Origin of the sequence: Methylobacterium sp. WL12, assembly GCF_008039475.1 — a bacterium.
GTDB lineage: Bacteria > Pseudomonadota > Alphaproteobacteria > Rhizobiales > Beijerinckiaceae > Methylobacterium > Methylobacterium cerastii.
Genome location: NZ_VRUW01000074.1, coordinates 1 through 25,770, shown reverse-complemented (window position 1 = coordinate 25,770; position 25,770 = coordinate 1). Strand labels below are relative to the sequence as shown.

The following is a 25,770-nucleotide window of genomic DNA, read 5'->3' as shown; positions in this document are numbered from 1 at the left end:
CCTCGTGCTCTCGGCCGCGCCCGCCCGACCCCTTCCGCGGGCGCGGCCGAGAGCACGAGGTTGCACTCGGTCTGCCCGTAGGCCTCGCCGACGGACAGCCCGAGGGCGTCCTTCGCCCAGCGATAGGTGTCGGCGCCGAGCGCCTCGCCCGCCGAGGCGACGTTGCGCAGGGACGAGAGGTCGTAGCGCTCCCGCGGCGCCGCGATCGTCCGCAGCATCCGCAGCGCGGTCGGCGCCAGGAAGGCGTTGGTGATCCGCAGGCGTTCGATCAGCCGGAAGGCGGCGTCGGCCTCGAAGCGGGCGGCCCGCGCCACCACCGGCACGCCGTGGCGGAGCGAGGGCATCAGCACGTTGAGCAGGCCGCCGGCCCAGGCCCAGTCCGAGGGCGTCCACATCAGGTCGCCGGAGCGGGGCGGGAAGGCGTGCATCCGGTCGAAGCCGGGCATGTGGCCGAGCAGCACCCGGTGCCCGTGCAGGGCGCCCTTCGCCTGGCCGGTGGTGCCGGAGGTGTAGATCATCAGCGCGGGGTCGTCGGGGCCGGTGTCGCGGGCCGCGAAGTCGGGCGCGGCGCCGGCGAGCAGGTCGGCGAGACTGAGCACGTCGCCCGCGGCGCCGTCCACCGAGACCAGCAGCGCGAGGTCGGGCAGCCGCCCGCGGATCGGGTCGAGCTTGGCGAGTCCGGCAGCGTCGGTGATGCAGGCGCGCGCGCCCGCATCGGCCAGCCGGTAGGCCAGGGCCTCGGGGCCGAACAGGCCGGCCAGCGGCAGGGCGACGGCGCCGAGCTTGTAGGCGGCGGCGTGCGCCACCATCACGGCGGCCGATTGCGGCAGCAGCACCGCGACGCGGTCGCCGGGCGCGACGCCGTGGGCTGCGAGCGCCCCGGCGAGGCGGTTCGAATCCGTGCGCAGCCGGCCGAAGGTCGTGGTCGCGACCGCGCCGTCGGCGGCGACCTCGAGGATCGCCGGGCGCTCCGGCTCGGCCGCGCCCCAGCGGTCGCAGACGTCGACGCCGACGTTGTACCGGGCCGGGATGTCCCAGCGGAAGCCCGGCCCGGACGCGTCCACCCGCCCCTAGCCGCGGTCGGCGGGGAAGCCGCCGGCGAAGACGAAGTCGGTGATCGGCCGGCGGCCGTTATGGGCCTCCTTGGCGCGCTGGTCCGCGTCGAGCTCGGCCGGCGCCACCGCGCGGCCGACGCCGTAGGCGGCCTCGATGGTGTGGTGCTCGGGTACGTTGAGCACGCCCGGCGCCCGCTCCCGGTCGAAGCCGCCCATGCCGTGGACGTGCCAGCCCTGGCGGTTGGCCTGGAGCTGGAAGGCCAGCGAAGCCGCGCCCGCATCGAGGGAATGGCTCGCCGACGGCTTGAGCTCGTCGCCGACCTTCATGCGCTCGTTCGAAACCAGGAACACCAGGGCGCCGGTGCCGGCGACCCATTTCTGGTTGCCCGGCAGGATCAGGCCGAAGAACGTCTCCCAGTGCGCGTCGTCGCGCAGGGCGTAGAGGAAGCGCCAGGGCTGGGAATTGTAGGAGGAGGGCGACCAGCGCGCCGCCTCGAACATCCGCATCAGCTCCGCCTCGGGCACCGCCTCGCCGGTGAACAGGCGGGGCGAGCGGCGATCGACGAAGAGCGGGTCGACCGCGTGGTCGGGCCGGCGCGGGTTGTCTTCGGTCACGGGCGTGGTCTCCGGATGGTGCGGCGCACCGGAAACGCTTTGCACGAGCGGCGGCCCTGTCGGCAAGGCCGGCTCAGCGGCGGCCGGACAGCCCGCCCAGGCGCGCGCGCCGCCCCTGCTCGACGTGCCAGCGCGCCTCCGCCACGGCGCCGGCGAGGCGGCGGATGCGCCAGCGCCGCCACGGGCGGATCAGCGGATGGCCCGGAAGCCCGGCCTCGTGCCGGCGCAGGCGCGCGAGCAGCCCGGGTAGGCAGGAGGCCGCCGCCTCGCCGGTGGCGATCTCCATCTGGCGCAGGGTCTCGCGGAGTTCGGCCTTGTGGTCCGCCATCGTCCCGGCTCGCGCATTCGAAGGCCACGATCCTGAACCGACGCCGGGGCGGGGGCGAGGTGGCACGGGCGCGCGGGTCCCCGAGGCGGGGCCCGGCGCCCATTCAGCGATCGTTTTCGTCAGCGATCGTTCTCGGTGGTCAGGGCGTCGGCGCGGATGCCTTCGCCGCCAGCCGGTCCGAGCCGCACGCCGGAGCTGCCGTCCTCGGTGAAGGCGACGCCGGCCGCCATCAGCGCGCTGCGCAGCACCTCCAGCTGGCCCGAGGGCGGATCGCCGTGGCCTGCCTCGAAGTCGCGCACGAAGCCGGCGTCCAGCCCGGCCTTGCCGGCCAGCTCGGCTTCCGACCATCCGAGCAACCCGCGCGCCGCCCGCGACTGGACCGGGCTCATCGGCCTCGGGGCCGCGCCGCTCTGGCCACCTTCGTCAGATCCCGCCACGCCGAACTCTCCTCACATCCATCGATCCGGTGCGTGACAACGGAGCGGAACCCGGATCGTTTCAGAAATCCCGCGGCGCGTCCGCCGAACTTCGCGTGGGATGCCGGCAAAAGCCCGCCCGCGGTCGCCTTGACCACAATTACGCTGAAATCCTATCGCATTGGCGCTTCCGCGCGCCGCCACGAGCTTCGGGATGCACAAGCTTCAGGATGCTTGAGGGTGGCGCACCGGGACAACGGGACAAGGGGCGTACCATGAAACCGATGCTGATCGCCGCTCTGGCCTGCGCCGCCGGTGCGCTGGCGCTGACCACGGCCACCGAGACGATGGCGCAGGGCGCGGCCTCGATGAGCGGCTTCGGCAAGGGCAACCGCCGGCCCGGCGGCGAAGAGAAGAAAGAGCAGTACATCCCCGGCGCGAAGCAGACCGAGAAGGTGTTCCCGCTCGATTCGACCTGGACGGCGGTGAGCATCAACGGCAAGCCGTTCGGCGGCGCCGACCGGCCGAGCTTCATCATCGACAAGCAGTACCGCGCCCGCGGCTACGGCGGCTGCAACACCTTCGCGGCGACCGCCTTCCCGCTCAAGGAGCAGCACCTCGCGGTCGGCCCGCTCGCCCTCACCAAGAAGTCCTGCGACAAGAGCCTCCAGGCGGCCGAGCAGGCCTACTTCGTGGCGCTCCGTACCACCGCGCAGTGGGACATGGTCGGCTCGCAGCTCGTGCTCAAGAGCCCCAACGGTGAGCTGAAGTTCGACCGCGCGCTCTGAGGCCCCGTTTAAGGCCCCGTTGACCACGCCGCGAGACGCCGGAGCCGGATTCACCCGGCCTTGAGACGCCCTCGCGCCTTCTGCCCTCCGGTTCACGACGGGGGCGGCGCATGGCGAAGGTCGGTTTCGGGCGGGCGGCGCTCCGCCCCGGCATCCAGGACGTCTCCCGCTACGTCGCGCCGTCGAGCTTCCACCGCGGTGCGGCCTGGCTCGCGGCCGCCCTGCCGCTGCTCGGCATCCTCCTGGTGATGGGCGCACGCTGACGAGGCGCCCCGACCGCCCGGCGCGCGAAGAACGATCTTCCCCGCATCGGCGTCTGCGCAGTCGGGATCTTCCACGCCGCCGCGAGGCATGCCGGCGGAGGAGAAAAAGATCGCCCTGCCCGGCACTTGGCCTGATTGCCCCCGCCCGCCGCACGCGATATCCCGGCTCCGGAAACGCCCGGACCGCCCCGTCAGGGGCGGTCCGGCGCGCCGTCACCTGAGCGTCCCTTCGGAGATTCGCGACCATGGCATCCGCCGACACCCAAGACCGCAAGCCCGGCCATGGCCGCGTCTACGGCTCGATCACCGAGACCATCGGCAACACGCCGCTCGTGCGCCTGAACCGCCTGCCGCAGGCGCGCGGCATCGACGCCGAAATCCTGCTGAAGCTCGAGTTCTTCAACCCGATCGCCAGCGTGAAGGACCGCATCGGCGTCAACATGATCGACGCGCTGGAGGCCTCGGGCAAGCTGAAGCCGGGCGGCACCCTGGTGGAGCCGACCTCCGGCAACACCGGCATCGCGCTGGCGTTCGTGGCCGCCGCCCGCGGCTACCGCCTGATCCTGGTGATGCCCGAGACGATGTCGCTGGAGCGCCGCAAGATGCTGGCCTTCCTCGGCGCCGAGCTCGCGCTGACGCCGGGGCCGCAGGGCATGAAGGGCGCCATCGCCAAGGCCGAGGAGCTGCTCTCCGAGATCCCCGGCTCGGTGATGCCGCAGCAATTCTCGAACCCGGCCAACCCCGAGATCCACCGCAAGACCACCGCGGAGGAGATCTGGAACGACACCGACGGCCAGCTCGACGCGTTCGTGGCCGGCGTCGGCACCGGCGGCACCATCACCGGCGTCGGCTCGGTGTTGAAGCCGCGCCTGCCGAACCTGAAAGTGTTCGCGGTGGAGCCGACCGATTCGCCGGTCATCTCCGGCGGCCAACCCGGCCCCCACAAGATCCAGGGCATCGGCGCCGGCTTCATCCCGGACAACCTCGACCGCGCCATCGTCGACGGCGTCATCACCGTCTCGAACCAGCAGGCGTTCGAGACCGCCCGCGAGCTCGCCCGCCTCGAAGGCATCCCCGGCGGCATCTCCACCGGCGGCAACGTGGCCGCGGCACTGGAGCTGGCGAGCCGGCCGGAGTTCAAGGGTAAGCGCATCGTCACGATCGCGTGCTCGTTCGCCGAGCGCTACATCTCCTCGGCCTTGTTCGAAGGCATCGGCTGAGTCTTTAGCCGGGCGGCCGCAATTGTGGCGCCGAGCGGAAGCCCGGCGTCACAGAAAATACAGGATCGGCCGGCATCCCACGGCAACCGCCTGTTAACGACGATCCGCCAACGGTCGTCGCCGGGCCGATTGCCGACCAACGGGGCTGACGGATGACTTTCGACGACGCGCGCGACGACTTCTCCCGTCTGCACCGCATCTTCAGCTTCCACCTCGGGGTCGCCGTCGGCCTTTCGTGGCTGACCACGCTCTACGCCGCCTGCTACGCGCCGTGGGTGCGCAACATCCGCGCGATCCTCGATCCCGCCTCCGGCCTCGACCACATCGAGAGCACGGTGTCCTACCTCTTCGTGATGCCGGCGCTGCTGACGCTGGCCTGGGTCTCGCTGGTCTTCGGCCGCGAGGTGATCCGCCGCTCGCAGACCCTGCCGAACGTCGCCTTGGAGTTCGCGGTCGCGGCGCTGGTCGCCTTCGGCGTCTTCTACCTCTCGATCGACCGCGCCGTCGCCGCGCTCTACGCCGGCCTCTGAGCGGGCCGAAGTCGTTTTCGGCCGTCTCGGCCGCCGCACGCGCGCACCTTTCACTTCAGACAACCCCGGACCCGTCGTTCCGGGGCGCCGTAGGCGAGCCCGGAATCTCCAGAACCGCCGTGGCGCCCGAACCAGTCTCCCTCGGCGGCTCTGGATCCCGGGCTCTGCTGCGCAGCCCCGGGATGACGGCGGCGAGGCTGTCCCGTCGATTCGCAGGCCTCGCCCAGCAGGACCGGTCGCCCCGGGGTGGAGGTGGAAAACGCACCCGCCCGAAGCGCTTGTGAAAGCGGATGGGCCAACCATGCGCGCGCACGCCCTTTCAAACGCCTGCGGCTGCGTGTAGACGCGGGCCTCAACGACAATCCCGCCGCCTGCGCCCATCCGTGCCGCCCGTAGACCGGGGCTGCGCGGCCGGGCACGCGTGACCGTACCGAAGGCGTCCGATGCCGAAGCGCACCGATATCTCCTCGATCCTCATCGTCGGCGCGGGGCCGATCATCATCGGGCAGGCCTGCGAGTTCGACTATTCCGGCACCCAGGCCTGCAAGGCGCTCCGCGAGGAGGGCTACCGGATCGTGCTGGTGAACTCGAACCCCGCGACCATCATGACCGACCCGGACATGGCGGACGCGACCTACGTCGAGCCGATCACCCCCGAGATCGTCGCCAAGATCATCGAGAAGGAACGGCCGGACGCGATCCTGCCGACCATGGGCGGGCAGACCGCGTTGAACTGCGCGCTCTCGTTGCAGCGCATGGGCGTGCTGGAGAAGTACGGCGTCCAGATGATCGGCGCGACGGCCGAGGCCATCGACAAGGCCGAGGACCGGCACCTCTTCCGCGACGCGATGACGAAGATCGGGCTGGAGACGCCCAAGTCCGAGCTCGCCAACGCCTCCGCCCCGAAGAAGGCCGACCGCGACAAGCGCCTCGCCGAGATCGCCCGCATCGAGGGCCAATGGCCCGCGGGCGCGGAGCGGGACGCGGCGATCGCCGCCTTCGAGAAGACCTGGCATGCGGGCGAGGGCGACCGGCGCAAGCGCTACATCGAGCATGCGCTCGGCCAGGCGCTGATCGCGCTCGCCGAGGTCGGCCTGCCGGCGATCATCCGGCCGTCCTTCACCATGGGCGGCACCGGCGGCGGCATCGCCTACAACCGCGAGGAGTTCCTCGACATCGTCGAGCGCGGCATCGACGCCTCGCCGACCAACGAGGTGCTGATCGAGGAATCGGTGCTCGGCTGGAAGGAATACGAGATGGAGGTCGTTCGGGATAAGAACGACAACTGCATCATCGTCTGCTCGATCGAGAACATCGACCCGATGGGCGTCCACACCGGCGATTCCATCACCGTCGCGCCGGCGCTGACGCTGACCGACAAGGAATACCAGGTGATGCGCGACGCCTCGCTCGCGGTGCTCCGCGAGATCGGCGTCGAGACCGGCGGCTCGAACGTGCAGTTCGCCATCGACCCGGCCACCGGCCGGATGATCGTCATCGAGATGAACCCGCGCGTCTCGCGCTCTTCCGCGCTCGCCTCGAAGGCCACCGGCTTCCCGATCGCCAAGGTCGCGGCCAAGCTCGCCGTCGGCTACACCCTGGACGAGATCGCCAACGACATCACCGGCGGCGCGACCCCGGCCTCGTTCGAGCCGACGATCGACTACGTCGTCACCAAGATCCCCCGGTTCGCGTTCGAAAAATTCCCCGGCGCCGAGCCGACGCTCACCACCGCGATGAAATCGGTGGGCGAGGCCATGGCGATCGGCCGATGCTTCGCCGAGTCGCTGCAGAAGGCGCTTCGCTCGCTCGAGACCGGGCTGACCGGGCTCGACGAGATCGAGATCGAGGGGCTGGGCAAGGGCGACGACCACAACGCGATCAAGGCTGCCATCGGCACGCCGACGCCGGACCGGCTGCTCAACGTCGCGCAGGCGCTCCGCCTCGGCATCAGCCACGCCGAGGTCCACGCATCGTGCAAGATCGACCCGTGGTTCCTGGAGCAGCTGCAGGGCATCATCGACCTGGAGAACCGGGTGAAGGCGCACGGCCTGCCGACGACGCCGGGCGCGTTCCGCCAGCTCAAGGCCGCCGGCTTCTCCGACGCCCGCCTCGCGGTGCTCGCCGGCACCGACGAGCCGGCGGTGCGCGAGGCGCGCCACGCCCTGAAGGTGCGGCCGGTCTACAAGCGCATCGACACCTGCGCCGCCGAGTTCAAGGCGCCGACCGCCTACATGTACTCGACCTACGTCGCCCCCTTCGCCGGCGAGGTCGCCGACGAGGCCCGGCCGACGGACGCGAAGAAGGTCATCATCCTCGGCGGCGGCCCGAACCGGATCGGCCAGGGCATCGAGTTCGACTATTGCTGCTGCCACGCCTGCTACGCGCTGTCGGAGGCCGGCTACGAGACCATCATGGTCAACTGCAACCCGGAGACGGTCTCGACCGACTACGACACCTCCGACCGGCTCTACTTCGAGCCGCTGACGCAGGAGGACGTGCTCGAGATCATCGAGACCGAGCGGCAGAACGGGACGCTCCACGGCGTCATCGTGCAGTTCGGCGGCCAGACCCCGCTGAAGCTCGCCCGCGCGCTCGAAGCCGCCGGCGTGCCGATCCTCGGCACCTCGCCGGACGCGATCGACCTCGCCGAGGACCGCGACCAGTTCAAGCGGCTGCTGGACAAGCTCGGGATGAAGCAGCCCAAGAACGGCATCGCCTACTCGGTCGAGCAGGGCCGGATGGTCGCCGCCGACCTCGGCCTGCCCTTCGTGGTGCGGCCGAGCTACGTGCTCGGCGGCCGCGCCATGGCGATCATCCGCGACGAGACGCAGTTCGCCGACTACCTGCTCGACACGCTGCCGAGCCTGATCCCGTCCGAGGTCAAGTCGCGCTACCCGAACGACAAGACCGGTCAAATCAACACGGTGCTCGGCAAGAACCCGCTGCTGTTCGACCGCTACCTGTCGGACGCGGTCGAGATCGACGTGGACGCGGTCTGCGACGGCACCGACGTGTTCATCGCCGGCATCATGGAGCACATCGAGGAGGCCGGCATCCATTCCGGCGATTCGGCCTGCTCGCTGCCCTCGCGCTCGCTCTCGCCCGAGACCATCGCCGAGCTCGAGCGCCAGACCAAGGCGATGGCGCTGGCGCTGAAGGTCGGCGGCCTGATGAACGTGCAGTACGCGATCAAGGACGGCGCGATCTACGTGCTGGAGGTGAACCCGCGTGCGTCCCGCACCGTGCCCTTCGTCGCCAAGGTGATCGGCGAGCCGATCGCCAAGATCGCCGCACGCGTGATGGCCGGCGAGGCCCTGGCCACGTTCGGCCTGAAGAAGAAGGTCCTGAACCACATCGCGGTGAAGGAGGCGGTGTTCCCCTTCGCGCGCTTCCCCGGCGTCGACGTGCTGCTCGGGCCGGAGATGCGCTCCACCGGCGAGGTCATCGGGTTGGACGCTGGCTTCGGCGTCGCCTTCGCCAAGAGCCAGCTCGGCTCCGGCACCAAGGTGCCGCGCTCGGGGACGGTGTTCGTCTCGGTGCGCGACGGCGACAAGGCCCGCATCCTGCCCTCGATCCGGCTGCTCGCCGGCCTCGGCTTCTCGATCGTGGCCACCGGGGGCACCCAGCGCTACCTCGTCGAGAACGGCGTCGCCTGCGACCGGGTGAACAAGGTCCTGGAGGGCCGGCCGCACGTGGTCGACTCGATCAAGAACGGCGACATCCAGCTCGTCCTGAACACCACCGAGGGCGCGGGCGCGCTGTCGGACTCGCGCTCGCTGCGCCGGGCGGCCCTCTTGCATAAGGTGCCGTACTACACCACTCTGGCGGGAGCGATGGCGGCGGCCGAGGGCATTCAGGCCTATCTCGAAGGCGATCTTCGGGTCCGCGCCCTGCAGGAATACTTCGCAGCCTGAAGCCGGGCGGCGACACGACGTTTCGAACCGATCGCGGGACACGCGTTCGGACGGGTTGTTGGAATCTGGCCCGGAGGGCGCGGCATCGCCGCGTCCGGCCGGGCCTCTTCATTGTGGCGCGAGACGATGGCGATAGACAAGGTTCCGATCACGGTGCGTGGCTTCGCAGCCATGGAGGAGGAGCTGAAGCACCGCCAGCAGGTGGAGCGCCCGCGCATCGTCGCGGCGATCTCCGAAGCGCGCGCGCACGGCGACCTCTCCGAGAACGCCGAGTACCACGCCGCCAAGGAGGCGCAGTCCCACAACGAGGGCCGCGTGCTCGAGCTGGAGAGCCTGATCTCCCGCGCCGAGATCATCGACGTCACCAAGCTCTCGGGCGACAAGATCAAGTTCGGCGCCACCGTGAAGCTCCTGGACGACGACACCGAGGAAGAGAAGACCTACCAGATCGTCGGCGAACCCGAGGCCGACGTGCATTCGGGCCGCGTCTCGATCACCTCGCCGATCGCGCGGGCGCTGATCGGCAAGGGTGTCGGCGATTCCGTCGAGGTGACGACGCCCGGCGGAGGCAAGTCCTACGAGGTCGTCGGCATCCGGTACGGGGCCTGACCGGTGCGGATGGCGCGACGCCGGATCGCCGGGCTGCTCGCCCTCTCGGCGTTCGCCGCGTCGGCGCTTGCCGTCGCCGCCCGGGCCGGTGACTTTCCGAGCCTGCGCGGCGAGCGCTTCGCGGACGTGCGCGTCGACGTGCGCCCCCTCCTGGCGCTCGGTGCGGGCGCGCAGGCCGAGGCGCTCCGCGCGGACCTGACCGCGGCCCTGCGCAGCCGCTTCGCGAGCCGCCTCGGCGGTCGCGGCCCCAGCCTCGTGGTGCTGGTGCGCGGCTTCTCGCTGCGGCCCTATGCCGGCGGCGGCACCAACGGCCGCTCCGGCTTCGGCGGCGGCTCGCAGAACGACTACCTCGACGGCGAGGCCCTGTTGGTCGCCCGGGACGGCGCGGTGCTCGGCCGCCACCCGCAGCTCACGGCGACCCCGTCGAGCTTCGGCGGTGCCTGGTACGACCCGCAATCCGAGCGCCGCCGCGTCACGGCCATCGCCGACATCTACGCCGACTGGCTCGTCCGCAACCTGCCCGCCGACTGACGTGGCCGCCCCCAGCGAGACGCTTCCCAGCCCGGCCCTGGCCGGCGCCCGCGCCTGGATCGTCACCGACGGCAAGGCCGGCGACGAGAACCAGTGCGTCGGCATCGCCGAAACCCTCGGCCTGTCCTACGAGATCCGCCGCGTGCCGGCGAACGGCCCGTTCGGCTGGACGGCGCCGTGGGGGCCGATCGACCCGCGCCAGGGGCCGTATCGCCGCCGCGGCGCGCTGGCCGGCCCCTATCCCGACATCCTGATCGCCTCGGGGCGCCGCGCGGTGCCGTATCTCCGCGCCATGCGCCGGGCGGCGGCGGGCCGCACCTTCACCGCCTTCCTCAAAGACCCGCGCACCGGGCACGACAGCGCCGACTTCATCTGGGTGCCCGACTACGACGACCTGCGCGGCCCCAACGTCTTCACCACGCTCACCGCGCCGCACCTGGTCACCGCCGAGCGGATCGCGGCGGCCCGCGCCCGGCCGGACCCGCGGCTGTCGGCGCTGGACGGGCCGCGCGTCGCGGTGCTGATCGGCGGCGACAGCCGGCACTTGAGCTATCGCGCCCTCGACATGCAGCGCCTCGTCGGCGACCTGCGCAAGCTCGCCGGCTCCGGCTGCCGCCTGATGGTCACCGTCTCGCGCCGCACGCCGGACCCGCTGCGCGACGCGATCCGCACGCTCGTCGCCGAGACCGGCGGCTTCCTCTGGGACGGCGGCGGCGACAACCCCTACGTCGCGATGCTGGCTTTGGCCGACGCCATCGTCGTGACCTCGGATTCGGCCAACATGGTCAGCGAGGCGGTCTCCACCGGCGCGCCGGTGCTGCTGTTCGACCTGCCGCGTACCTATATCCGCCATCGGCGGATGTTCGCCGGGCTGGCGATGGCCGGGGCGTTGCGCCCGTTTACCGGGCGGTTGGAGCCGCTCGCGTACAAGCCGATCGACGCGACGCCGGTGATCGCGCGCGCGCTGGCCGACGGCTACGCCGCCTTCCGCGCGGCGCACGGCGCGAGCGTGACGCAGGATCGCCTGGATTAGAGCATTTTCATGCGAGGTGGATGCCGGCTCGCGTGAAGGAAATGCGACCACACAGTAGGTTGGAGCATTCCCCGTGATCCAGGGATCACGGAAAATGCTCTAGAGCTAGGAAGTAGAGGACGCCATGGCCCACACCCATTCCAGGCTGATCGTCGTCGGTTCGGGGCCGGCCGGTTACACGGCCGCGATCTACGCCGCCCGCGCCATGGTCCAGCCGCTGATGATCTCGGGCTTCCAGCCCGGCGGCCAGCTGATGATCACCACCGACGTCGAGAACTATCCGGGCTTCGCCGAGGCGATCCAGGGCCCGTGGCTGATGGAGCAGATGCGGCTCCAGGCCGAGCACGTCGGCACCACGATCCTGTCGGAGTACATCACCAAGGTCGACCTCAAGGTGCGCCCGTTCCGGCTCGAGGCGGATTCGGGCGAGACCTATTCCTGCGACGCGCTGATCGTCGCCACCGGCGCGCAGGCGAAGTGGCTCGGCCTGCCCTCCGAGGCCAAGTTCCAGGGCGGCGGCGTCTCGGCCTGCGCGACCTGCGACGGCTTCTTCTTCCGCGGCAAGCCGGTGGCGGTGGTCGGCGGCGGCAACACCGCGGTGGAGGAGGCGCTCTACCTCGCCAACCTCGCCTCGAAGGTCACGGTGATCCATCGCCGCGACGCGTTCCGCGCCGAGCGCATCCTGCAGGAGCGCCTGTTCAAGCACCCGAACGTCGAGGTGCTGTGGAACCGCGAGATCGACGAGATCTGCGGCACCACCAGCCCCGCCCCGTCGGTGACCCACCTGCGCCTCAAGGACACCCGCACCGGCGAGGCCAGCGAGGTGCCGGTCGACGGCGTGTTCGTCGCGATCGGCCACAAGCCCGCGACCGAGGTGTTCGAGGGGCAGCTGACGATGCGCCACGGCGGCTATCTCAGCGTCCGCCCCGGTACCGCCGAAACCGAGATCCCCGGCGTGTTCGCGGCCGGCGACGTCACCGACGACGTCTACCGCCAGGCGATCACCGCGGCCGGCATGGGCTGCATGGCCGCGCTGGAGGCGGAGAAGTACCTCGCCAACCTCGACATCGGCGAAAGCCCGGTCCAGGCGGCCGCCGAGTAGCCGGACGTCCATCCGCCCTCCCGAATCCGCATTCGGGCGGGGCACGACTGCGCGGATCGAACCCGCTTGACGGTTCTGTCAACATTTTCTTTGTGCCGCGCCTTGCGCGCGACCATGCCCAGGACGCATGAGTGGCAGGCGTCGTGACGGAGCCTGCGCGCCCCGGCACCGTCGGTTTGCGTGAGGGAGTCTCGCCGTGGATTGGGACAAGATCCGGATCTTCCTCAACGTGGCGGAGGCCGGCAGCTTCACCCGTGCCGGCGACGACATCGGCCTCAGCCAATCCGCGGTCAGCCGCCAGATCAGCGCGCTGGAACGCGAGCTCAAGGCGCCGCTGTTCCACCGGCACGCCCGCGGACTGATCCTCACCGAACAGGGCGACCTACTGTTCCGCGCCGCGCGCGACATGAAGCTGCGGCTGGAGAACACCCGCGCGCGCTTGGTCGAGACCAGCGAGCGGCCATCGGGCGACCTCAAGGTGACCACCACCGTCGGGCTCGGCACCGCCTGGCTGGCGCAACGCGTCGCCGAGTTCCTCGACCTGTACCCGGACGTGCGGATCGAGCTGATCCTCACCAACGAGGAGCTCGACCTCGCCATGCGCGAGGCGGACGTCGCCATCCGCATGCGCCGCCCGGCCCAGCCCGACCTGATCCAGCGCCGGCTGTTCACGGTGCACTACCACGCCTTCGCCAGCCAGGATTACGTGAAGCGCTTCGGCGAGCCCAAGACCGTCGAGGACCTCGACGAGCACCGGCTCGTCTCCTTCGGCGGCAACGAGCCGTCCTACCTGCTGGCCGCGCACTGGCTCGCCAACGTCGGCCGCGAGGGCCGCGAGCGCCGCCCGGTCGCCTTCACCGTCAACAACATCGGCGCGCTGCAGCGGGCGATGGAGACCGGCGCCGGCATCGGCATCCTGCCGGACTACGCCGTCGACGGCGACGACCACCTCGTCCAGGTGCTGCGCGAGAGCGAGATGCCGACGCTGGAGAGCTACCTCGTCTACGCCGAGGAGATGCGAACCGTCGCCCGCGTCCAGGCGTTCCGCGACTTCCTGGTCTCGAAGGCCCAGCGCTGGACGTATTGAGGGGCGGACGTTTCGCCGAGCACCGTCGATCCGCCAGCCCTCGAACCCGGCTCCGCTGGCCCTCCGTCCGCCCGCCGGCTAACACCCGCCACGGCCTCGGACGGCCGAGCGGAGCATCATGACCATACGGCCGATCGCCTTCGACCTCACCCGCCTCGTCACCCGTCTGCGCCATGCGAGCCCGTCGGGGATCGACCGGGTCGACCTCGCCTACGCCCGCCACGTGCTCGCGGGCGCGGGGCCGCGCTTCGGGCTGGTCTCGACCGGGCTCGGGCCGCGCGTGCTCGACCGGGCGCATGCGTCCCGGATCGTCGAGGCGGTCGCGGCCGGGTGGATCGAGGACGTGGCGGCCGAATCCGACCCGGTCTACCGCCGCCTGGAGGCGCGGCTCTCCGGCCGGCCGGCGGACGTCGCCGCCGGGCGCGGCCCCACGCGATCGAGCACGCTCCGTCGCCGCCGCATCCAGGCGGAGACCGTGCTCGGCATCTTTCGCGCCGCACCGGTGGCGGCCCTGCCCGAGGGCAGCCTCTATCTCCACACCTCGCACCTGCGCCTCGACAAGCCGGAGCGGTTCGACTGGCTCTACACCCGCGCCGACGTGCGGCCGGTGTTCTTCGTCCACGACCTGATCCCGATCACCCATCCCGAATACGGCCGGACGGGCGAGGCCGAACGCCACCGCCTGCGCATGCGGACCATCGGGCGGCACGCGGCCGCCATCATCGTGAACTCGGCCGACACCGGCGAGCGGACGCTGGCGCATCTTGCCGCCGACGGGTTCGGGCGGCCGCCGCTCGCGGTCGGCCATCTCGGCGTCGAGCCGGCCTTCGGGCGAGAAGGGCCGCGATTCGCGCCCGACCGGCCGACCTTCCTGGTCTGCGGCACCATCGAGCCGCGCAAGAACCACCTGCTGCTGCTGCACCTCTGGCGCGACCTCGTCGAACGGCACGGCCCGGACACGCCCCGCCTCGTGCTCGTCGGGCGCCGCGGCTGGGAGGCGGAGAACGTCGTCGACCTGCTGGAGCGCTGCGAGTCGATCCGCCCGCACGTCGTCGAGGTCTCGGGCCTCTCGACCCACGGCCTCGCCGCGCTGACGCGCAGCTGCACCGCCCTGCTGATGCCCTCCTTCACCGAGGGCTACGGCATCCCGATCGTCGAGGCCGCAGCCTCCGGCGTGCCGGTGGTCGCCTCCGACATCGCGGTCCACCGCGAGATCGGCGCGGGCTTCGCCGACTTCCTCGATCCCCTCGACGGGCTCGGCTGGCGGCGGGCGGTGGAGGACTTGAGCCGTCCGGGGGGCGAACATCGCGAAGCTCTGGCGCGGCGCCTCGACGGCTACGTCGCCCCGAGCTGGCCCGCGCATTTCAAGCCGGCCGACGCGCTGCTGGCCGCACTCTGATCCGCAGCCCACGCCCTGGATGGGGGGCGCGTGTTGCGCCGTGGGCGGCTGACGAATAAGGGAAAGCGTCAGCCCGCGCGCCGGTGCCCGCGCAGCCGGCCTCTCTCCCAGGGAATCGACCGATGCGTGTTGTCGACCTCGACCGCGATGCGATCAAGCAGGGCCTCGCCGACGGTTCGATGCTGGTGATCGACGTGCGCGAGCCGCATGAATACGAGAACGGCCACATCCCCGGCGCGGTGATGCACCCGCTCTCGACCTTCGACCCGACGGCGGTCGCCGCGCTGATCGAGGCGGACGGGCGCCGCCCGGTCTTCTCCTGCGGCTCCGGCGTGCGCTCCGTCCACGCGCTCGACGCGATGCAGGCGACCGGGCTCGATCTGAACGAACACTACAAGGGCGGCTACCGCGACTGGTCGGCGGCCGGTGAAGCGATTGAGTAGGTCCGTCGAAGCGTCGCACCGCGCGCGTCGTTCGTCTCGCGGCGGCGAAGCCATGTGCGGCGGCGCACAACCTGTGTGCGCTTCGGGGAATAGGTGGCGGGCTGCTGGGGAACCATCCATGTACAAGCGTCGGCTCGCAAGCGTCATCGTGATCGCCGCGGCGCTCTCCGCGCCGCAGGCCCGCGCCCAGGCGCCGGGCGGCCCGCCGCCGAAGGTGACGGTCGCCAAGCCCGTGGTCCGCGAGATCATCGAGCAGGACCAATATACCGGCCGCTTCGACCCGATCGAGTTCGTCGAGGTCCGGGCGCGGGTGACCGGCTACCTGGAGAAGATCAACTTCACCGACGGCGCCACGGTGAAGAAGGGCGACGTGCTCTTCGTCATCGACCGGCGCCCCTACAAGGCGGCCCTGGAGCAGGCGCAGGCCTCGCTGACCTCCGCGAAGGCCCGGCTGTCGTTCTCGCAGACCGACCTGGAGCGCGCGCAGACCCTGTCGAAGGGCGGCAATATCTCCGAGCAGGTCACCGACCAGCGCCGGCAGGCCTCGCAGACCGCGCAGGCCGACGTGGACAGCGCCGAGGCGGCGCTCCGCAACGCCCAGCTGAACTTCGACTTCTCGGAAGTGAAGTCGCCGATCAACGGGCGGATCAGCCAGCGCCTCGTCACCGAGGGCAACATCGTCATCACCGACCAGACGATGCTGACCACCATCGTCTCGCTCGATCCGATCTACTTCTCCTTCACCGTCGACGAGAAGTCGTTCCTGAAATACCAGGGCTCGCTCGGCATCGGCATGGGCCAGACCCAGCGCGGCAAGGGCGTCCCGATCCTGATCGCGCTGTCGGGCGAGGCCAAGCCGACCCGCAAGGGCACCCTCGACTTCGTCGACAACCGCGTCGACAACGCGACCGGCACGATCCTCCTGCGCGCCACGGTCGAGAACGCCGACGGCTTCATCAAGCCGGGCCTGTTCGGCATCGTCTCGATGCCCGCGACGAAGCCCTTCCAGGGCGTCCTGATCCCGGACGAGGCGGTCGCCGCCAACCAGGACAAGCGCATCGTCTACCTCGTCGCCGAGGACGGGACGGTGAGCTCCCGGGACGTGAAGCTCGGACCCAAGGTCGACGGCTACCGCGTGATCCGCGACGGGCTGAAGGGCGACGAGACCATCGTGGTCAACGGCACGTCCCGCGTGCGCCCCGGGGCCAAGGTCACGCCGGAATCGACCACGCTGCCGCCGAGCAAGACCTAGGGTTAACAAGACCTAGGGTTAACAAGACCTGAGGCTCATAAGACCTGAGGCCGCGCGAGACCTGAGGCGTAGCAAGACCCGAGGCCGCCCGGCGGTCTCGAGCCGACGAGCGGCACCGGTCCCGACCGGTGCGGCGCCATCGACGACGCCGGTGGCCGGCTCCGCGAGGGGCGGCGACCCAGAGGTTTGACCGATGCGTTTTGCCCACTTCTTCGTCGATCGGCCGATCTTCGCGTCGGTCACGTCGATCATCTTCCTGCTCCTCGGCTTCGTCGCCTACGAGAGCTTGCCGGTCTCGCAATATCCCGAGATCGTGCCGCCGACGGTGACCGTGCGCGCGAGCTTCCCCGGCGCCAACGCCGAGACGGTGGCCGCGACGATCGCGACGCCGATCGAGCAGGAGGTGAACGGCGTCGACAACATGCTCTACATGACGTCGTTGTCCACCAACGACGGCAACATGCTGCTGACCGTCACCTTCAAGGTCGGCACCAACCTCGATATCGCCAACGTGCTGGTGCAGAACCGGCTCTCGGTGGCCCAGCCGCGCCTGCCGCCTGACGTGCGCAACCTCGGCGTCACCGTGCGTAAAGCATCGCCCGACCTGATGCTGGTCGTGCACTTGCTGTCGCCGAACAAGACCTATGACCAGAACTATCTGGCCAACTATATCTACCTGAACATCCGCGATGAGATGCTTCGCCTCGACGGCGTCGGCGACATCACCATCTTCGGCGGCAACGAGTACGCCGAGCGCATCTGGCTCGACCCGAACAAGCTCGCCGCCTACGGCCTCTCCACCACCGACGTGACCGCGGCGCTGCAGGAGCAGAACGTGCAGGTCGCCGCCGGCGCCCTCAACGCGCCGCCGGCCAAGACCGGCGAGGCGTTCCAGCTCGTGGTGCAGTCGCAAGGCCGCTTCCAGACGCCGGAGGAGTTCGCCGACGTCATCGTGAAGGCCACCAACGGCCGCCTCGTGCGGGTGAAGGACGTGGCCCGCACCGAGATGGGCCAGAAGGACTACACCACGAACTCCTTCCTGAACGCCACGCCGGCGGTGGGCATCGGCGCGTTCCAGCGCCCGGGCACCAACGCGCTCGACGCTGCCGCCTCCGTCAAGAAGGTGATGGAGAACCTCAAGAAGAACTTCCCGCCCGACGTCGAGTACCGCATCGCCTACAACCCGACCGAGTTCATCGAGGAGTCGATCCAGGAGGTCTACAAGACCCTGTTCGAGGCGGTCGGCCTCGTGGTGATCGTGATCCTGGTGTTCCTCCAGAGCTGGCGCACGGCGCTGATCCCGGTGATCGCGATTCCCGTTTCGCTCGTCGGCACCTTCGCGGCGATGTCGGCCTTCGGCTTCTCGCTGAACAACCTCACCCTGTTCGGGCTGGTGCTCGCCATCGGCATCGTCGTCGACGACGCGATCGTCGTGGTCGAGAACGTCGAGCGCAACATGGAGGAGGGGCTCTCGCCGGGCGAGGCCGCGCACAAGACCATGGACGAGGTCGGCTCGGCCGTCGTCGCCATCGCGCTGGTGCTGGCCGCGGTGTTCATCCCGACGGCGTTCATCCCCGGCATCTCGGGCCAGTTCTACAAGCAGTTCGCGCTGACGATCGCCGCCTCGACGATCATCTCGGCCTTCAACTCGCTGACCCTGTCGCCGGCGCTCTGCAAGCTGCTGCTGGTGCCCCACCACGCCCGCAAGAAGCCGAAGTTCTTCCTGACGCGGTTCATCGCGTGGCTCGCGGACCTGTTCAACCGCGGCTTCGAGGCGCTCTCGAACGGCTACGCCCGGATCGTCGGCCTGCTCACCGGCTACACCGTCGGCATCGTCGCGGTGATGGTGTTCTACGGCTTCGTCATCTTCGGCACGATCCACCTCGTGCAGACGACGCCGACGGGCTTCATCCCCGACCAGGACCAGGGCTACCTGATCGGCGTGGTCCAGCTGCCGGCGGGCGCCTCGCTCGACCGCACCACCGCGGTGGTGAATCGGGCGGCGGCGGAGGCGCGCAAGATCGACGGCGTGACCAACACGGTCATCATCGCCGGCTTCGACGGCGCGACCTTCACCAACACCACCAACTCCGGCGTGATGTTCATCACGCTGGCCGGCGCCAAGGAGCGGGCGGTCCACGGGCGCAGCGCGGCCGTCATCACCGGCGACGTGCTGAAGGCCACCGCCAACATCCAGGAGGCGCGGGTCATCGTCATCCCGCCGCCGCCGGTCCGCGGCCTCGGCAACGGCGGCGGCTTCAAGATGCAGATCGAGAGCCGGCAATCCTCGCAGACCGGCCCGCTGCTGGCGGCCGCCGGCGAGCTGATCGGCCAGGCCAACCAGAGCAGCGACGTGCAGCGGGTGTTCACCACCTTCGGCAACGACACGCCGCAGCTCTACCTCGACATCGATCGCACGATCGCCCGGATGCTGAACGTGCCGCTGGCCAACGTCTTCGCCTCGGTCCAGGCGGATCTCGGCGGCGCCTACGTCAACGACTTCAACACGCTCGGCCGCATCTACCAGGTGCGCCTGCAATCGGACGCCGCCTACCGGACCTCGCAGCAGGACATCTCGCAGATCAAGGTCCGCTCCTCCACCGGCGCCCTGGTGCCGCTGGGGACGCTCGCCTCGCTGCGCAACGTGGCCGGCCCGCAGATCGTGCAGCGCTTCAACCTGTACTATTCGGTGCCGGTGCAGGGCGTGGCCAAGCCCGGCGTCTCGACCGGCCAGGCGCTGACCGCCATGGAGCAGATCGCGGCCAAGGCGCTGCCGGAAGGCTACGCCTACGACTGGACCGAGATCGCCTACCAGCAGAAGGCCACCGGCAACACGGCGGTCTACGTGTTCGCGCTGGGCATCCTGCTCGTGTTCCTGGTGCTCGCCGCCCAGTACGAGAGCTGGGCGCTGCCGATCTCGATCCTGATGGTGGTGCCGACGGGCGTGCTCGCTGCGCTCTTTGGCGTGCAGTTGCGGGGCCAGGACAACAACATCTTGACCCAGATCGGGTTGATCGTACTGATCGGCCTGGCCGCCAAGAACGCCATCCTGATCGTCGAGTTCGCGCACGACATCGAGGAGGCCGAGCACAAGGGCCCGGTCGCCGCCGCGATCCAGGCCTGCCGCCTGCGCCTGCGCCCGATCCTGATGACCGCCTTCGCCTTCATCCTCGGCGTGCTGCCGCTGGTGATCGCCACCGGCCCCGGCGCCGAGATGCGTCAGGCGCTCGGCACGGCGGTGTTCTTCGGGATGATCGGCGCGACCTTCTTCGGCCTGTTCCTGACGCCGGTCTTCTACGTGATGATCCGGAACATCGTGATCTGGATCGGACGGAAGCGCGGCAAGAAGGCCGACGACGGCCACGGCGGCACCCCGGCCCACGCGGCACCCGCGCACGCCTGACCGGATCACCGGCGACCTTCGGCGGCGACGGCTTGTCGCTGCGAAGACGTCGGGGGGAAGAGCGCGCATGGCACGGGTCGCAGTCGTCACGGGAGGCACCGCCGGGATCGGGCTCGCCACCGCCCACCTGTTCGCGTCCCGCGGCTGGGCGGTCGCCGTGATCGCCCGCGACGCGGGCCGCCTGCGTTCCACCGCCGCCGCCTTGGCCGCCTACGGCCGCCCGGTCCTCACCATCTCCGCCGACGTGTCGGACGCCGAGGCGGTGGATGCGGCCGCCGCCCGGATCGAGGCCGAGCTCGGGCCGATCCGCGCCTGGGTCAACAACGCGATGTCGACGGTGGTGAGCCCGGCCGACCGGATCACGCCGGCCGAGTACCGCCGCGTCACCGAGACGACCTATCTCAGCCAGGTCTACGGGACGCTGGCCGCCCTGCGTTACATGAAGCCGCGCAACCGCGGGGCGATCCTTCAGGTCTCGTCGGGCCTAGGGTTTCGCGCGGCGGCTCTGCAGGCGCCGTACTGCGCGGCCAAGTTCGCCGTCTCCGGCTTCACGGATTCGCTGCGCTGCGAGCTGATCCACGACAAGAGCGATGTCTCGCTCAGCGTGATCTACCTGCCGGCGGTGAACACGCCGCAATACAAGTGGACCCGCAACCGGACCGGCCGCGACCAGAACGCGCCGGACCCGGTCTACGATTCCCGCCTCTGCGCCGAGGCGATCGTCTTCGCCGCCGAGCATCCGCGCCGCGAGGTCTGGGTCGGCCGCAGCACGGTGATGATGGCGGCAGCGCAAGCGCTGGTCCCGGGCTTCGCCGACAAGAAGGCCGCCGAGATGTGGCCGAAGCAGATGACCGACGAGGACATGGCCGACCGGGTGGGCAACCTCGACGCCCCGGTGCCGGGCGACGTCGGAATCGACGGGCGCTTCGGCGACCGGACCAAGGCGACGCGCACCGCGTTCTGGACCAGCCGCGAGCGCGACCTGCTGATGGCGGGCTTCGCCGGAATCGCCCTGGTGGGTCTCGCGAGCGCCGCCGCGGTCGCCCGCGCCCCGCGCCGCCTGCTGCCGCGGCCCTGACGGGCTTCCGTTCGCGATTGCAACGCGATCGGGAACGGTTCTACGAAGCGTTGCGACCATCCCTGCTGCCACGAGGCGACGCGTGCCCGGATACCTGCCCTTTGCCGGCGCCCTCGATCTGCCGGCCTACGTCTGCGACAATTGCGGCTTCTGGCAGCGCCACTTCACGACGCCGCCCGCCTGCCCGATGTGCCTCGATGCCCGCCACGTGGTGCCGCAGGACGGCTGGCAGTTCTGGACCAAGGGGCAAGCCCAGGAGCGCTTCCCCTGCCATTGGCAGGAGCTCGAGCCGGGCGTCTGGCGGTTCTGGAACGAGCCGGTCTCGGGGATCGGCCCGTCGAGCTACCTGATCTGCACGGATGCCGGGAACATGGGCTTCGAGGGTTGCCCGGTGTTCAGCGAGGCGGCGCTCGACCACATCGCGAGCCTCGGGGGCATGCAGGTGCTCTCGTCCTCGCACCCGCACGCCTACGGGGCGCTGGTGCAGCTGCAGGATCGGTTCGACCCGGAGCTGTGCCTGCCGGCCGCCGACTTCACCTGGAGCGCGGCGCTGCAGGTGTCGTGGCCCTACGACGACTTCCTCGAGCCGCTGCCGGGCCTCGAGCTGCACCGCACCGCCGGCCATTTCGACGGCCACGCGGTGCTGTTCGACCGAGGCCGCAAGATCTGCTTCTGCGGCGACGCGCTGAAGTTCGAACTCGACCCCGCGGATTTCCGCCGCGCCGTGACGATCTCGGCGCACAAGGCCTTCGTGCGCGGCGTGCCCCTCACGACGAACGAGCTGCGCCACTACCGCGACGTGTTCGCCCGCCTCGACTTCACCCAGACCTGGACCCCGTTCGAGCCCGCCGCCAATTGCGGCCGGGCCGAGGTGCTCGCGCTGATCGACGGGATGCTGGCGACCCGGCCGCACGCGGCACCGGTGCCGTTGGATGGGCTGAGGCGGTAGGACGCCTCACAGGCTCAGCCGCGGATCAGGGTGGCGCGCCCAACCCGACGCGGCCCCCTCTACCCCCCGGGAGAGGGGACCCGCGCTTCGATCACCACACGTCGCGCGAGGCGAACCCCTGATTGGACGACGCGGGTCCGTCGCGCCGTCAGCGCTTGGTGTTCCCGGCCGTCTGCCCGAACATCACCTTCTTGGCGTCCTCGCTCATGGTCTTGCCGTGGTCCGGGTTGACCTCCGGGGCTCGGGCGTAGGCCGCCTTCGTGCCCGGGCGCTCACTGATCGCATGGAACCAGCGCTTGAGGTTCGGGTGCTCGTCGAGGTTTTGGCCCTGCTTCTCCCACGGGACGATCCAGGGATAGGCCGCCATGTCGGCGATGCCGTAATCGCCCGCGACGTAGTCCCGGTCGGCCAGGCGCCGGTCGAGGACGCCGTAGAGCCGGTTGGTCTCGTTGACGTAGCGGTTGACCGCGTAGGGGATCTTCTCGGGGGCGTATTGCGAGAAGTGGTGGTTCTGGCCGAGCATCGGCCCGAGGCCGCCCATCTGCCAGAACAGCCATTGCAGCGCCTCCTGCCGCCCGCGCAGGTCCGTGGCGAGGAACCGGCCGGTCTTCTCGGCGAGGTAGAGCAGGATCGCGCCCGACTCGAACAGCGTGATCGGCGCACCGCCGCCGGCCGGCTCGTGGTCGACGATCGCCGGCATGCGGTTGTTCGGCGCGATCTTGAGGAAGCCGGGATCGAACTGCTCGCCCTTGCCGATGTTGACCGGCTTGATCGTATAGGGAAGCCCCGCCTCCTCGAGGAACATCGTCACCTTGTGACCGTTCGGGGTCGGCCAGTAGTAGAGATCGATCATCGAAACTTCCTCACGTGACGTGGACCGTCGCGCCCTCGATGCCGCAGGTGGGTCGGATGCGCCGCGGATCAAGCGGCGTTCGGAACCGGGCGGGTCCGAAGGTACGACCGCGCAGGTCAGGCCGGCTTGGATCACGTCGGCCATCGCCTCATCGCGAATCGTGTGCCGGGCGTTACTGCCGACTCGATCAAATGCGATCCACTCCGCGGCCGATTCCTTCACGGGCGGCATGGTTTGAGTCGCTGCATCGGGGAAGCGATCCATGATCAGCGCGACATCGATCAGCAGTGCCGGCCTCGTCGCCGCGTCGCAGAGGTTCGCGTCGAGCGCCACGCAGGTGGCCGAGATCGGGACGAGCCTGCCGAGCGCCACCCAGGTGGACCTGTCGAGCACGGCCGTCAGGATGATCGAGGACAAGGCTTCCTTCGCGGCCAACGCCGCGGTCGTGCGCGCCTCCGACGCCATGGAGCGGAAGCTCCTCGACATCCGCGTCTAGGGCCGCCGCGTCCAAGGCCACCGCGTCTTCTCCCGCGACACCGATCGAACCTTGCCGGCATCGCGCCGACCCCGTAAGACCGATGCATGTCGGGGTGTAGCGCAGTCTGGTAGCGCACCTGGTTTGGGACCAGGGGGTCGTAGGTTCGAATCCTATCGCCCCGACCATCGATTTCCGGAGCGGTGTCTGAAGGCCATGTCGAGCGCCCGCATCTTCCAGCCGTCCAAGGACGCGTCGCAGTCCGGCACCGCGCGCACCAAGGTCTGGCACCTCGAGTTCGACCAGACCGCACCGCGCGAGACCGACCCGCTGATGGGCTGGACCGGGTCGGGCGACATGCTGCAGCAGGTCCACCTGAAGTTCGAGACGCTGGAGGACGCAGTCGCCTACGCCAAGAAGGCCGGCATCGCCTACCGCGTCGAGGAGCCGAAGAAGGCGCCCCCGCGCAAGGGGCTGTCCTACTCCGACAACTTCAAGTTCAACCGCACGGCCCCCTGGACGCACTGACGGGACGCGACGCGGCGGACCCCGTCACGCTTGGTCCTTGCGCGCCTTCCAGGCCGCGTAGGGTGCCGTGGCCTCCGGTACGTCGAGGTGCTTCAGCCGCATCGGCTGCTCGTCGAGCGGGCGGCACAGCTCGGCGTAGATCTCGGCACCGAGCAGCCCGAATTCGCCGGCCGTCGCGGCGGCGTTGGCGAAGTAGCCCTCGCGTATCCCCGAGAGCCGCATCGCGGCGTGGCACATCGGGCAGGGCTGGCCGCTGGCGTACATCACGCTCCCCGACAGGTCGCGGCTGTTGAGGCGCCGGCTGGCCTCGCGCAGGGCCACCATCTCGGCGTGGCCGGTCGGGTCGTTGGTGGTGTGCACGTTGTTGGCGACTCGGGCCAGGACCTCGTCGCCGCGCACGAGCACGGCGCCGTAGGGCGTGCCCCCGTCGCAGACGTTGTCGGCGGCAAGCTGCACCGCCTCGCTCAGGTATCGTGCGTGGTCGCTCATGGTGGATCGCTCTCCCGAATGCGGACGGGAACGCGGGGCCGGCGAGAACGGTTCGATTTCGCCGTTCAGAACGCGTAGCGCACGGTGCAGTACGGCATCGTCTCGTCGAGCACCGCCTTGAAGCGGGCGAGCCAGCGGCCCTTCCATCCGGCGCGGTAGCGCACGTTGGCGCCGCCGCCCTCCGAGACCTTCGCCTCCTGGATGTCGGGCCGCCACAGCAGGTCTTCGGCGCGCGGGTGCCAGCCGAGGTTGACCGCGTGCAGGCCGGCATTGTGCGTCAGCAGGATGATCTCGCACTTGAGCTGGGCCTTGGCGGCGTCCGAGAGCGTGCCGTCGATCTCCTGGAACAGCGCCCGCCAATCCGCCTCCCAGCCCTCGTAGAGGATGACCGGCGAGAAGTTGACGTGCACCTCGTAGCCGGCGGCCACGAAGTCGTCGATCGCCGCGATCCGCTCCGCGACCGGGCTGGTGCGCACGTCGACGACCTTGGCGATCCGCGCCGGCATCAGCGAGAAGCGGATGCGGGTGCGCCCCTGCGGGTCGTAGGCGAGCAGGTCGCGGTTCACGGCCTTGGTCGCGAACGAACCCTTGGCGTTCGGGAGCGTGCGGAACAGGGCGACGAGGTCGCGGACGTTGTCGCAGATCGCGGCGTCGACCGAGAGGTCGCCGTTCTCGCCGATGTCGTAGACCCAGGCGGCCGGATCGATGGTGTCGGGCTCGGGCAGCGCCCCTTGCCGCGTGGCGTGCCGCGCGATCGCCGCGCAGGCGGCCTCGACGTTCACGAACAGCGAGATCGGGTTCGAGAAGCCCTTGCGCCGCGGCACGTAGCAATAGGCGCAGGCCATGGCGCAGCCGTTCGAGGTCGAGGGCGCGATGAAGTGGGCGCTGCGCCCGTTGGGGCGCATCGTCAGCCCCTTCTTCACGCCGAGCACCAGGGTCGAGCGCTTGATCCGGACCCAGTCCTCCACCGAGCCTTCGTTGCCGTGGAGCGCCGGGATGTTCCAGTGCGACGGCACCGCGATGCGCGTCGCGTCGGGATAGCGCGCAAGGATCTCGCGCCCGCGCGGAAACGTCTCCACCGCCGGCTCGTGGTAGATCGTGGTGACGTCGAGGAGGTCGCCGATCGTGGCCATACGCTGTCCGGCGGACCGGAACGCGGCCGCCTTCGACATATGGGGCGGGCGGGCTCGAACGACCTGTGCGGAACGCCCGAAAGCGGTGCGTTCCGCCCTGTGGCCCAACGGCGCGGCGGGGTTTTGCGGGCGACGCTAGATCCGCGAGAGCAGCTCGGCCTTCTTGTCGGCGAACTCGGCCTCGGTGAGGACGCCGCGGCCGTGAAGCTCGGCGAGCCGCTCGATCTTCGTGAACACGTCGCCGTCTGGCGCCGGCTCCGGCGCGGCCGCAGGC

26 protein-coding genes and 1 tRNA gene are annotated in these 25,770 nt (G+C 70.2%); 19 read left to right on the top strand and 8 right to left on the bottom strand.

The window, feature by feature from the left end:
- From FV226_RS21210 to FV226_RS21195, 4 genes are all read right to left on the bottom strand, one after another.
- The coding region (locus FV226_RS21210; RefSeq protein WP_147764439.1) for an AMP-binding protein at positions 1-1,064 on the bottom strand (1,064 nt) is incomplete at its 3' end.
- 6 nt (positions 1,065-1,070) lie between these two features.
- Positions 1,071-1,670, bottom strand: coding sequence for a nitroreductase family protein (locus tag FV226_RS21205; protein ID WP_147764438.1), 600 nt, complete (start codon positions 1,668-1,670; stop codon positions 1,071-1,073).
- A gap of 73 nt (positions 1,671-1,743) precedes the next feature.
- The gene (locus FV226_RS21200) at positions 1,744-1,998 is read right to left on the bottom strand and encodes a hypothetical protein (RefSeq protein ID WP_147764437.1); all 255 of its coding nucleotides are present in this window, start codon (positions 1,996-1,998) and stop codon (positions 1,744-1,746) included.
- A gap of 119 nt (positions 1,999-2,117) precedes the next feature.
- Positions 2,118-2,435 carry a helix-turn-helix domain-containing protein gene (locus tag FV226_RS21195; RefSeq protein ID WP_238270225.1) on the bottom strand — a complete coding sequence of 106 codons (318 nt, stop codon included), beginning with the start codon at positions 2,433-2,435 and terminating at the stop codon, positions 2,118-2,120.
- Positions 2,436-2,689: 254 nt separating this feature from the next.
- Here FV226_RS21195 and FV226_RS21190 point away from each other — a divergent pair, with 254 nt between their 5' ends.
- The 16 genes from FV226_RS21190 to FV226_RS21120 all read left to right on the top strand — a co-directional run bounded on the left by FV226_RS21190 (position 2,690) and on the right by FV226_RS21120 (position 22,018).
- On the top strand, positions 2,690-3,202 hold the full coding sequence (locus tag FV226_RS21190; RefSeq protein ID WP_147750347.1) for an META domain-containing protein: 513 nt from the start codon (positions 2,690-2,692) through the stop codon (positions 3,200-3,202).
- A 110-nt stretch (positions 3,203-3,312) separates the two neighbouring features.
- Positions 3,313-3,465 carry a hypothetical protein gene (locus FV226_RS28125; RefSeq protein WP_187273745.1) on the top strand — a complete coding sequence of 51 codons (153 nt, stop codon included), beginning with the start codon at positions 3,313-3,315 and terminating at the stop codon, positions 3,463-3,465.
- A 245-nt stretch (positions 3,466-3,710) separates the two neighbouring features.
- Positions 3,711-4,685 carry a cysteine synthase A gene (cysK, locus tag FV226_RS21185; protein ID WP_147764436.1) on the top strand — a complete coding sequence of 325 codons (975 nt, stop codon included), beginning with the start codon at positions 3,711-3,713 and terminating at the stop codon, positions 4,683-4,685.
- A 152-nt stretch (positions 4,686-4,837) separates the two neighbouring features.
- Positions 4,838-5,215, top strand: coding sequence for a hypothetical protein (locus FV226_RS21180; protein WP_147764435.1), 378 nt, complete (start codon positions 4,838-4,840; stop codon positions 5,213-5,215).
- A gap of 443 nt (positions 5,216-5,658) precedes the next feature.
- Positions 5,659-9,132, top strand: coding sequence for a carbamoyl-phosphate synthase large subunit (gene carB / locus FV226_RS21175; protein ID WP_147764434.1), 3,474 nt, complete (start codon positions 5,659-5,661; stop codon positions 9,130-9,132).
- A gap of 132 nt (positions 9,133-9,264) precedes the next feature.
- Positions 9,265-9,741, top strand: a complete 477-nt coding sequence (gene greA, locus FV226_RS21170; protein ID WP_187273746.1) for a transcription elongation factor GreA — start codon at positions 9,265-9,267, stop codon at positions 9,739-9,741.
- A gap of 9 nt (positions 9,742-9,750) precedes the next feature.
- The gene (locus FV226_RS21165; RefSeq protein ID WP_147764433.1) at positions 9,751-10,272 is read left to right on the top strand and encodes a hypothetical protein; all 522 of its coding nucleotides are present in this window, start codon (positions 9,751-9,753) and stop codon (positions 10,270-10,272) included.
- Position 10,273: 1 nt separating this feature from the next.
- Entirely contained in the window at positions 10,274-11,305 is a 1,032-nt protein-coding gene (locus tag FV226_RS21160) for a mitochondrial fission ELM1 family protein (protein WP_147764432.1), read from the top strand.
- 124 nt (positions 11,306-11,429) lie between these two features.
- Positions 11,430-12,407, top strand: coding sequence for a thioredoxin-disulfide reductase (trxB, locus tag FV226_RS21155; RefSeq protein WP_147764431.1), 978 nt, complete (start codon positions 11,430-11,432; stop codon positions 12,405-12,407).
- A 196-nt stretch (positions 12,408-12,603) separates the two neighbouring features.
- Positions 12,604-13,494 carry a LysR family transcriptional regulator gene (locus tag FV226_RS21150; RefSeq protein WP_147750355.1) on the top strand — a complete coding sequence of 297 codons (891 nt, stop codon included), beginning with the start codon at positions 12,604-12,606 and terminating at the stop codon, positions 13,492-13,494.
- A 118-nt stretch (positions 13,495-13,612) separates the two neighbouring features.
- Entirely contained in the window at positions 13,613-14,893 is a 1,281-nt protein-coding gene (locus tag FV226_RS21145; protein ID WP_147764430.1) for a glycosyltransferase family 1 protein, read from the top strand.
- Positions 14,894-15,015: 122 nt separating this feature from the next.
- Positions 15,016-15,336 (top strand): rhodanese-like domain-containing protein, encoded by a 321-nt coding sequence (locus FV226_RS21140; RefSeq protein WP_147764429.1) that lies wholly within the window; start codon positions 15,016-15,018, stop codon positions 15,334-15,336.
- Between the two features lie 118 nt (positions 15,337-15,454).
- Positions 15,455-16,588: an efflux RND transporter periplasmic adaptor subunit gene (locus tag FV226_RS21135; RefSeq protein WP_147764428.1), complete on the top strand. Its 1,134-nt coding sequence runs from the start codon at positions 15,455-15,457 to the stop codon at positions 16,586-16,588.
- 193 nt (positions 16,589-16,781) lie between these two features.
- The gene (locus FV226_RS21130) at positions 16,782-19,991 is read left to right on the top strand and encodes a multidrug efflux RND transporter permease subunit (protein ID WP_147764427.1); all 3,210 of its coding nucleotides are present in this window, start codon (positions 16,782-16,784) and stop codon (positions 19,989-19,991) included.
- 67 nt (positions 19,992-20,058) lie between these two features.
- On the top strand, positions 20,059-21,069 hold the full coding sequence (locus tag FV226_RS21125) for an SDR family oxidoreductase (protein WP_147764426.1): 1,011 nt from the start codon (positions 20,059-20,061) through the stop codon (positions 21,067-21,069).
- A gap of 82 nt (positions 21,070-21,151) precedes the next feature.
- Positions 21,152-22,018 carry an MBL fold metallo-hydrolase gene (locus tag FV226_RS21120; protein WP_147764425.1) on the top strand — a complete coding sequence of 289 codons (867 nt, stop codon included), beginning with the start codon at positions 21,152-21,154 and terminating at the stop codon, positions 22,016-22,018.
- 148 nt (positions 22,019-22,166) lie between these two features.
- On the opposite strand, the gene FV226_RS21115 is transcribed toward FV226_RS21120, so the two are convergent.
- Positions 22,167-22,871, bottom strand: a complete 705-nt coding sequence (locus FV226_RS21115) for a glutathione S-transferase N-terminal domain-containing protein (RefSeq protein ID WP_147764424.1) — start codon at positions 22,869-22,871, stop codon at positions 22,167-22,169.
- A gap of 262 nt (positions 22,872-23,133) precedes the next feature.
- Between FV226_RS21115 and FV226_RS21110 the strand changes: the two genes are divergently transcribed.
- The 3 genes from FV226_RS21110 to FV226_RS21100 all read left to right on the top strand — a co-directional run bounded on the left by FV226_RS21110 (position 23,134) and on the right by FV226_RS21100 (position 23,874).
- The gene (locus FV226_RS21110; RefSeq protein ID WP_147750363.1) at positions 23,134-23,367 is read left to right on the top strand and encodes a hypothetical protein; all 234 of its coding nucleotides are present in this window, start codon (positions 23,134-23,136) and stop codon (positions 23,365-23,367) included.
- Positions 23,368-23,457: 90 nt separating this feature from the next.
- A tRNA-Pro gene (locus FV226_RS21105) sits at positions 23,458-23,534 on the top strand.
- Between the two features lie 28 nt (positions 23,535-23,562).
- Positions 23,563-23,874, top strand: a complete 312-nt coding sequence (locus FV226_RS21100) for an ETC complex I subunit (RefSeq protein ID WP_147750364.1) — start codon at positions 23,563-23,565, stop codon at positions 23,872-23,874.
- A 24-nt stretch (positions 23,875-23,898) separates the two neighbouring features.
- Here FV226_RS21100 and FV226_RS21095 read toward each other — a convergent pair whose 3' ends face one another.
- The 3 genes from FV226_RS21095 to FV226_RS21085 form a co-directional block, all read right to left on the bottom strand.
- Entirely contained in the window at positions 23,899-24,363 is a 465-nt protein-coding gene (locus FV226_RS21095) for a nucleoside deaminase (protein ID WP_147750365.1), read from the bottom strand.
- Between the two features lie 65 nt (positions 24,364-24,428).
- Entirely contained in the window at positions 24,429-25,496 is a 1,068-nt protein-coding gene (locus FV226_RS21090; RefSeq protein ID WP_147764423.1) for a spore photoproduct lyase family protein, read from the bottom strand.
- A gap of 135 nt (positions 25,497-25,631) precedes the next feature.
- On the bottom strand, positions 25,632-25,770 hold a 139-nt coding region (locus tag FV226_RS21085), incomplete at its 5' end, for an SHOCT domain-containing protein (RefSeq protein WP_147764422.1).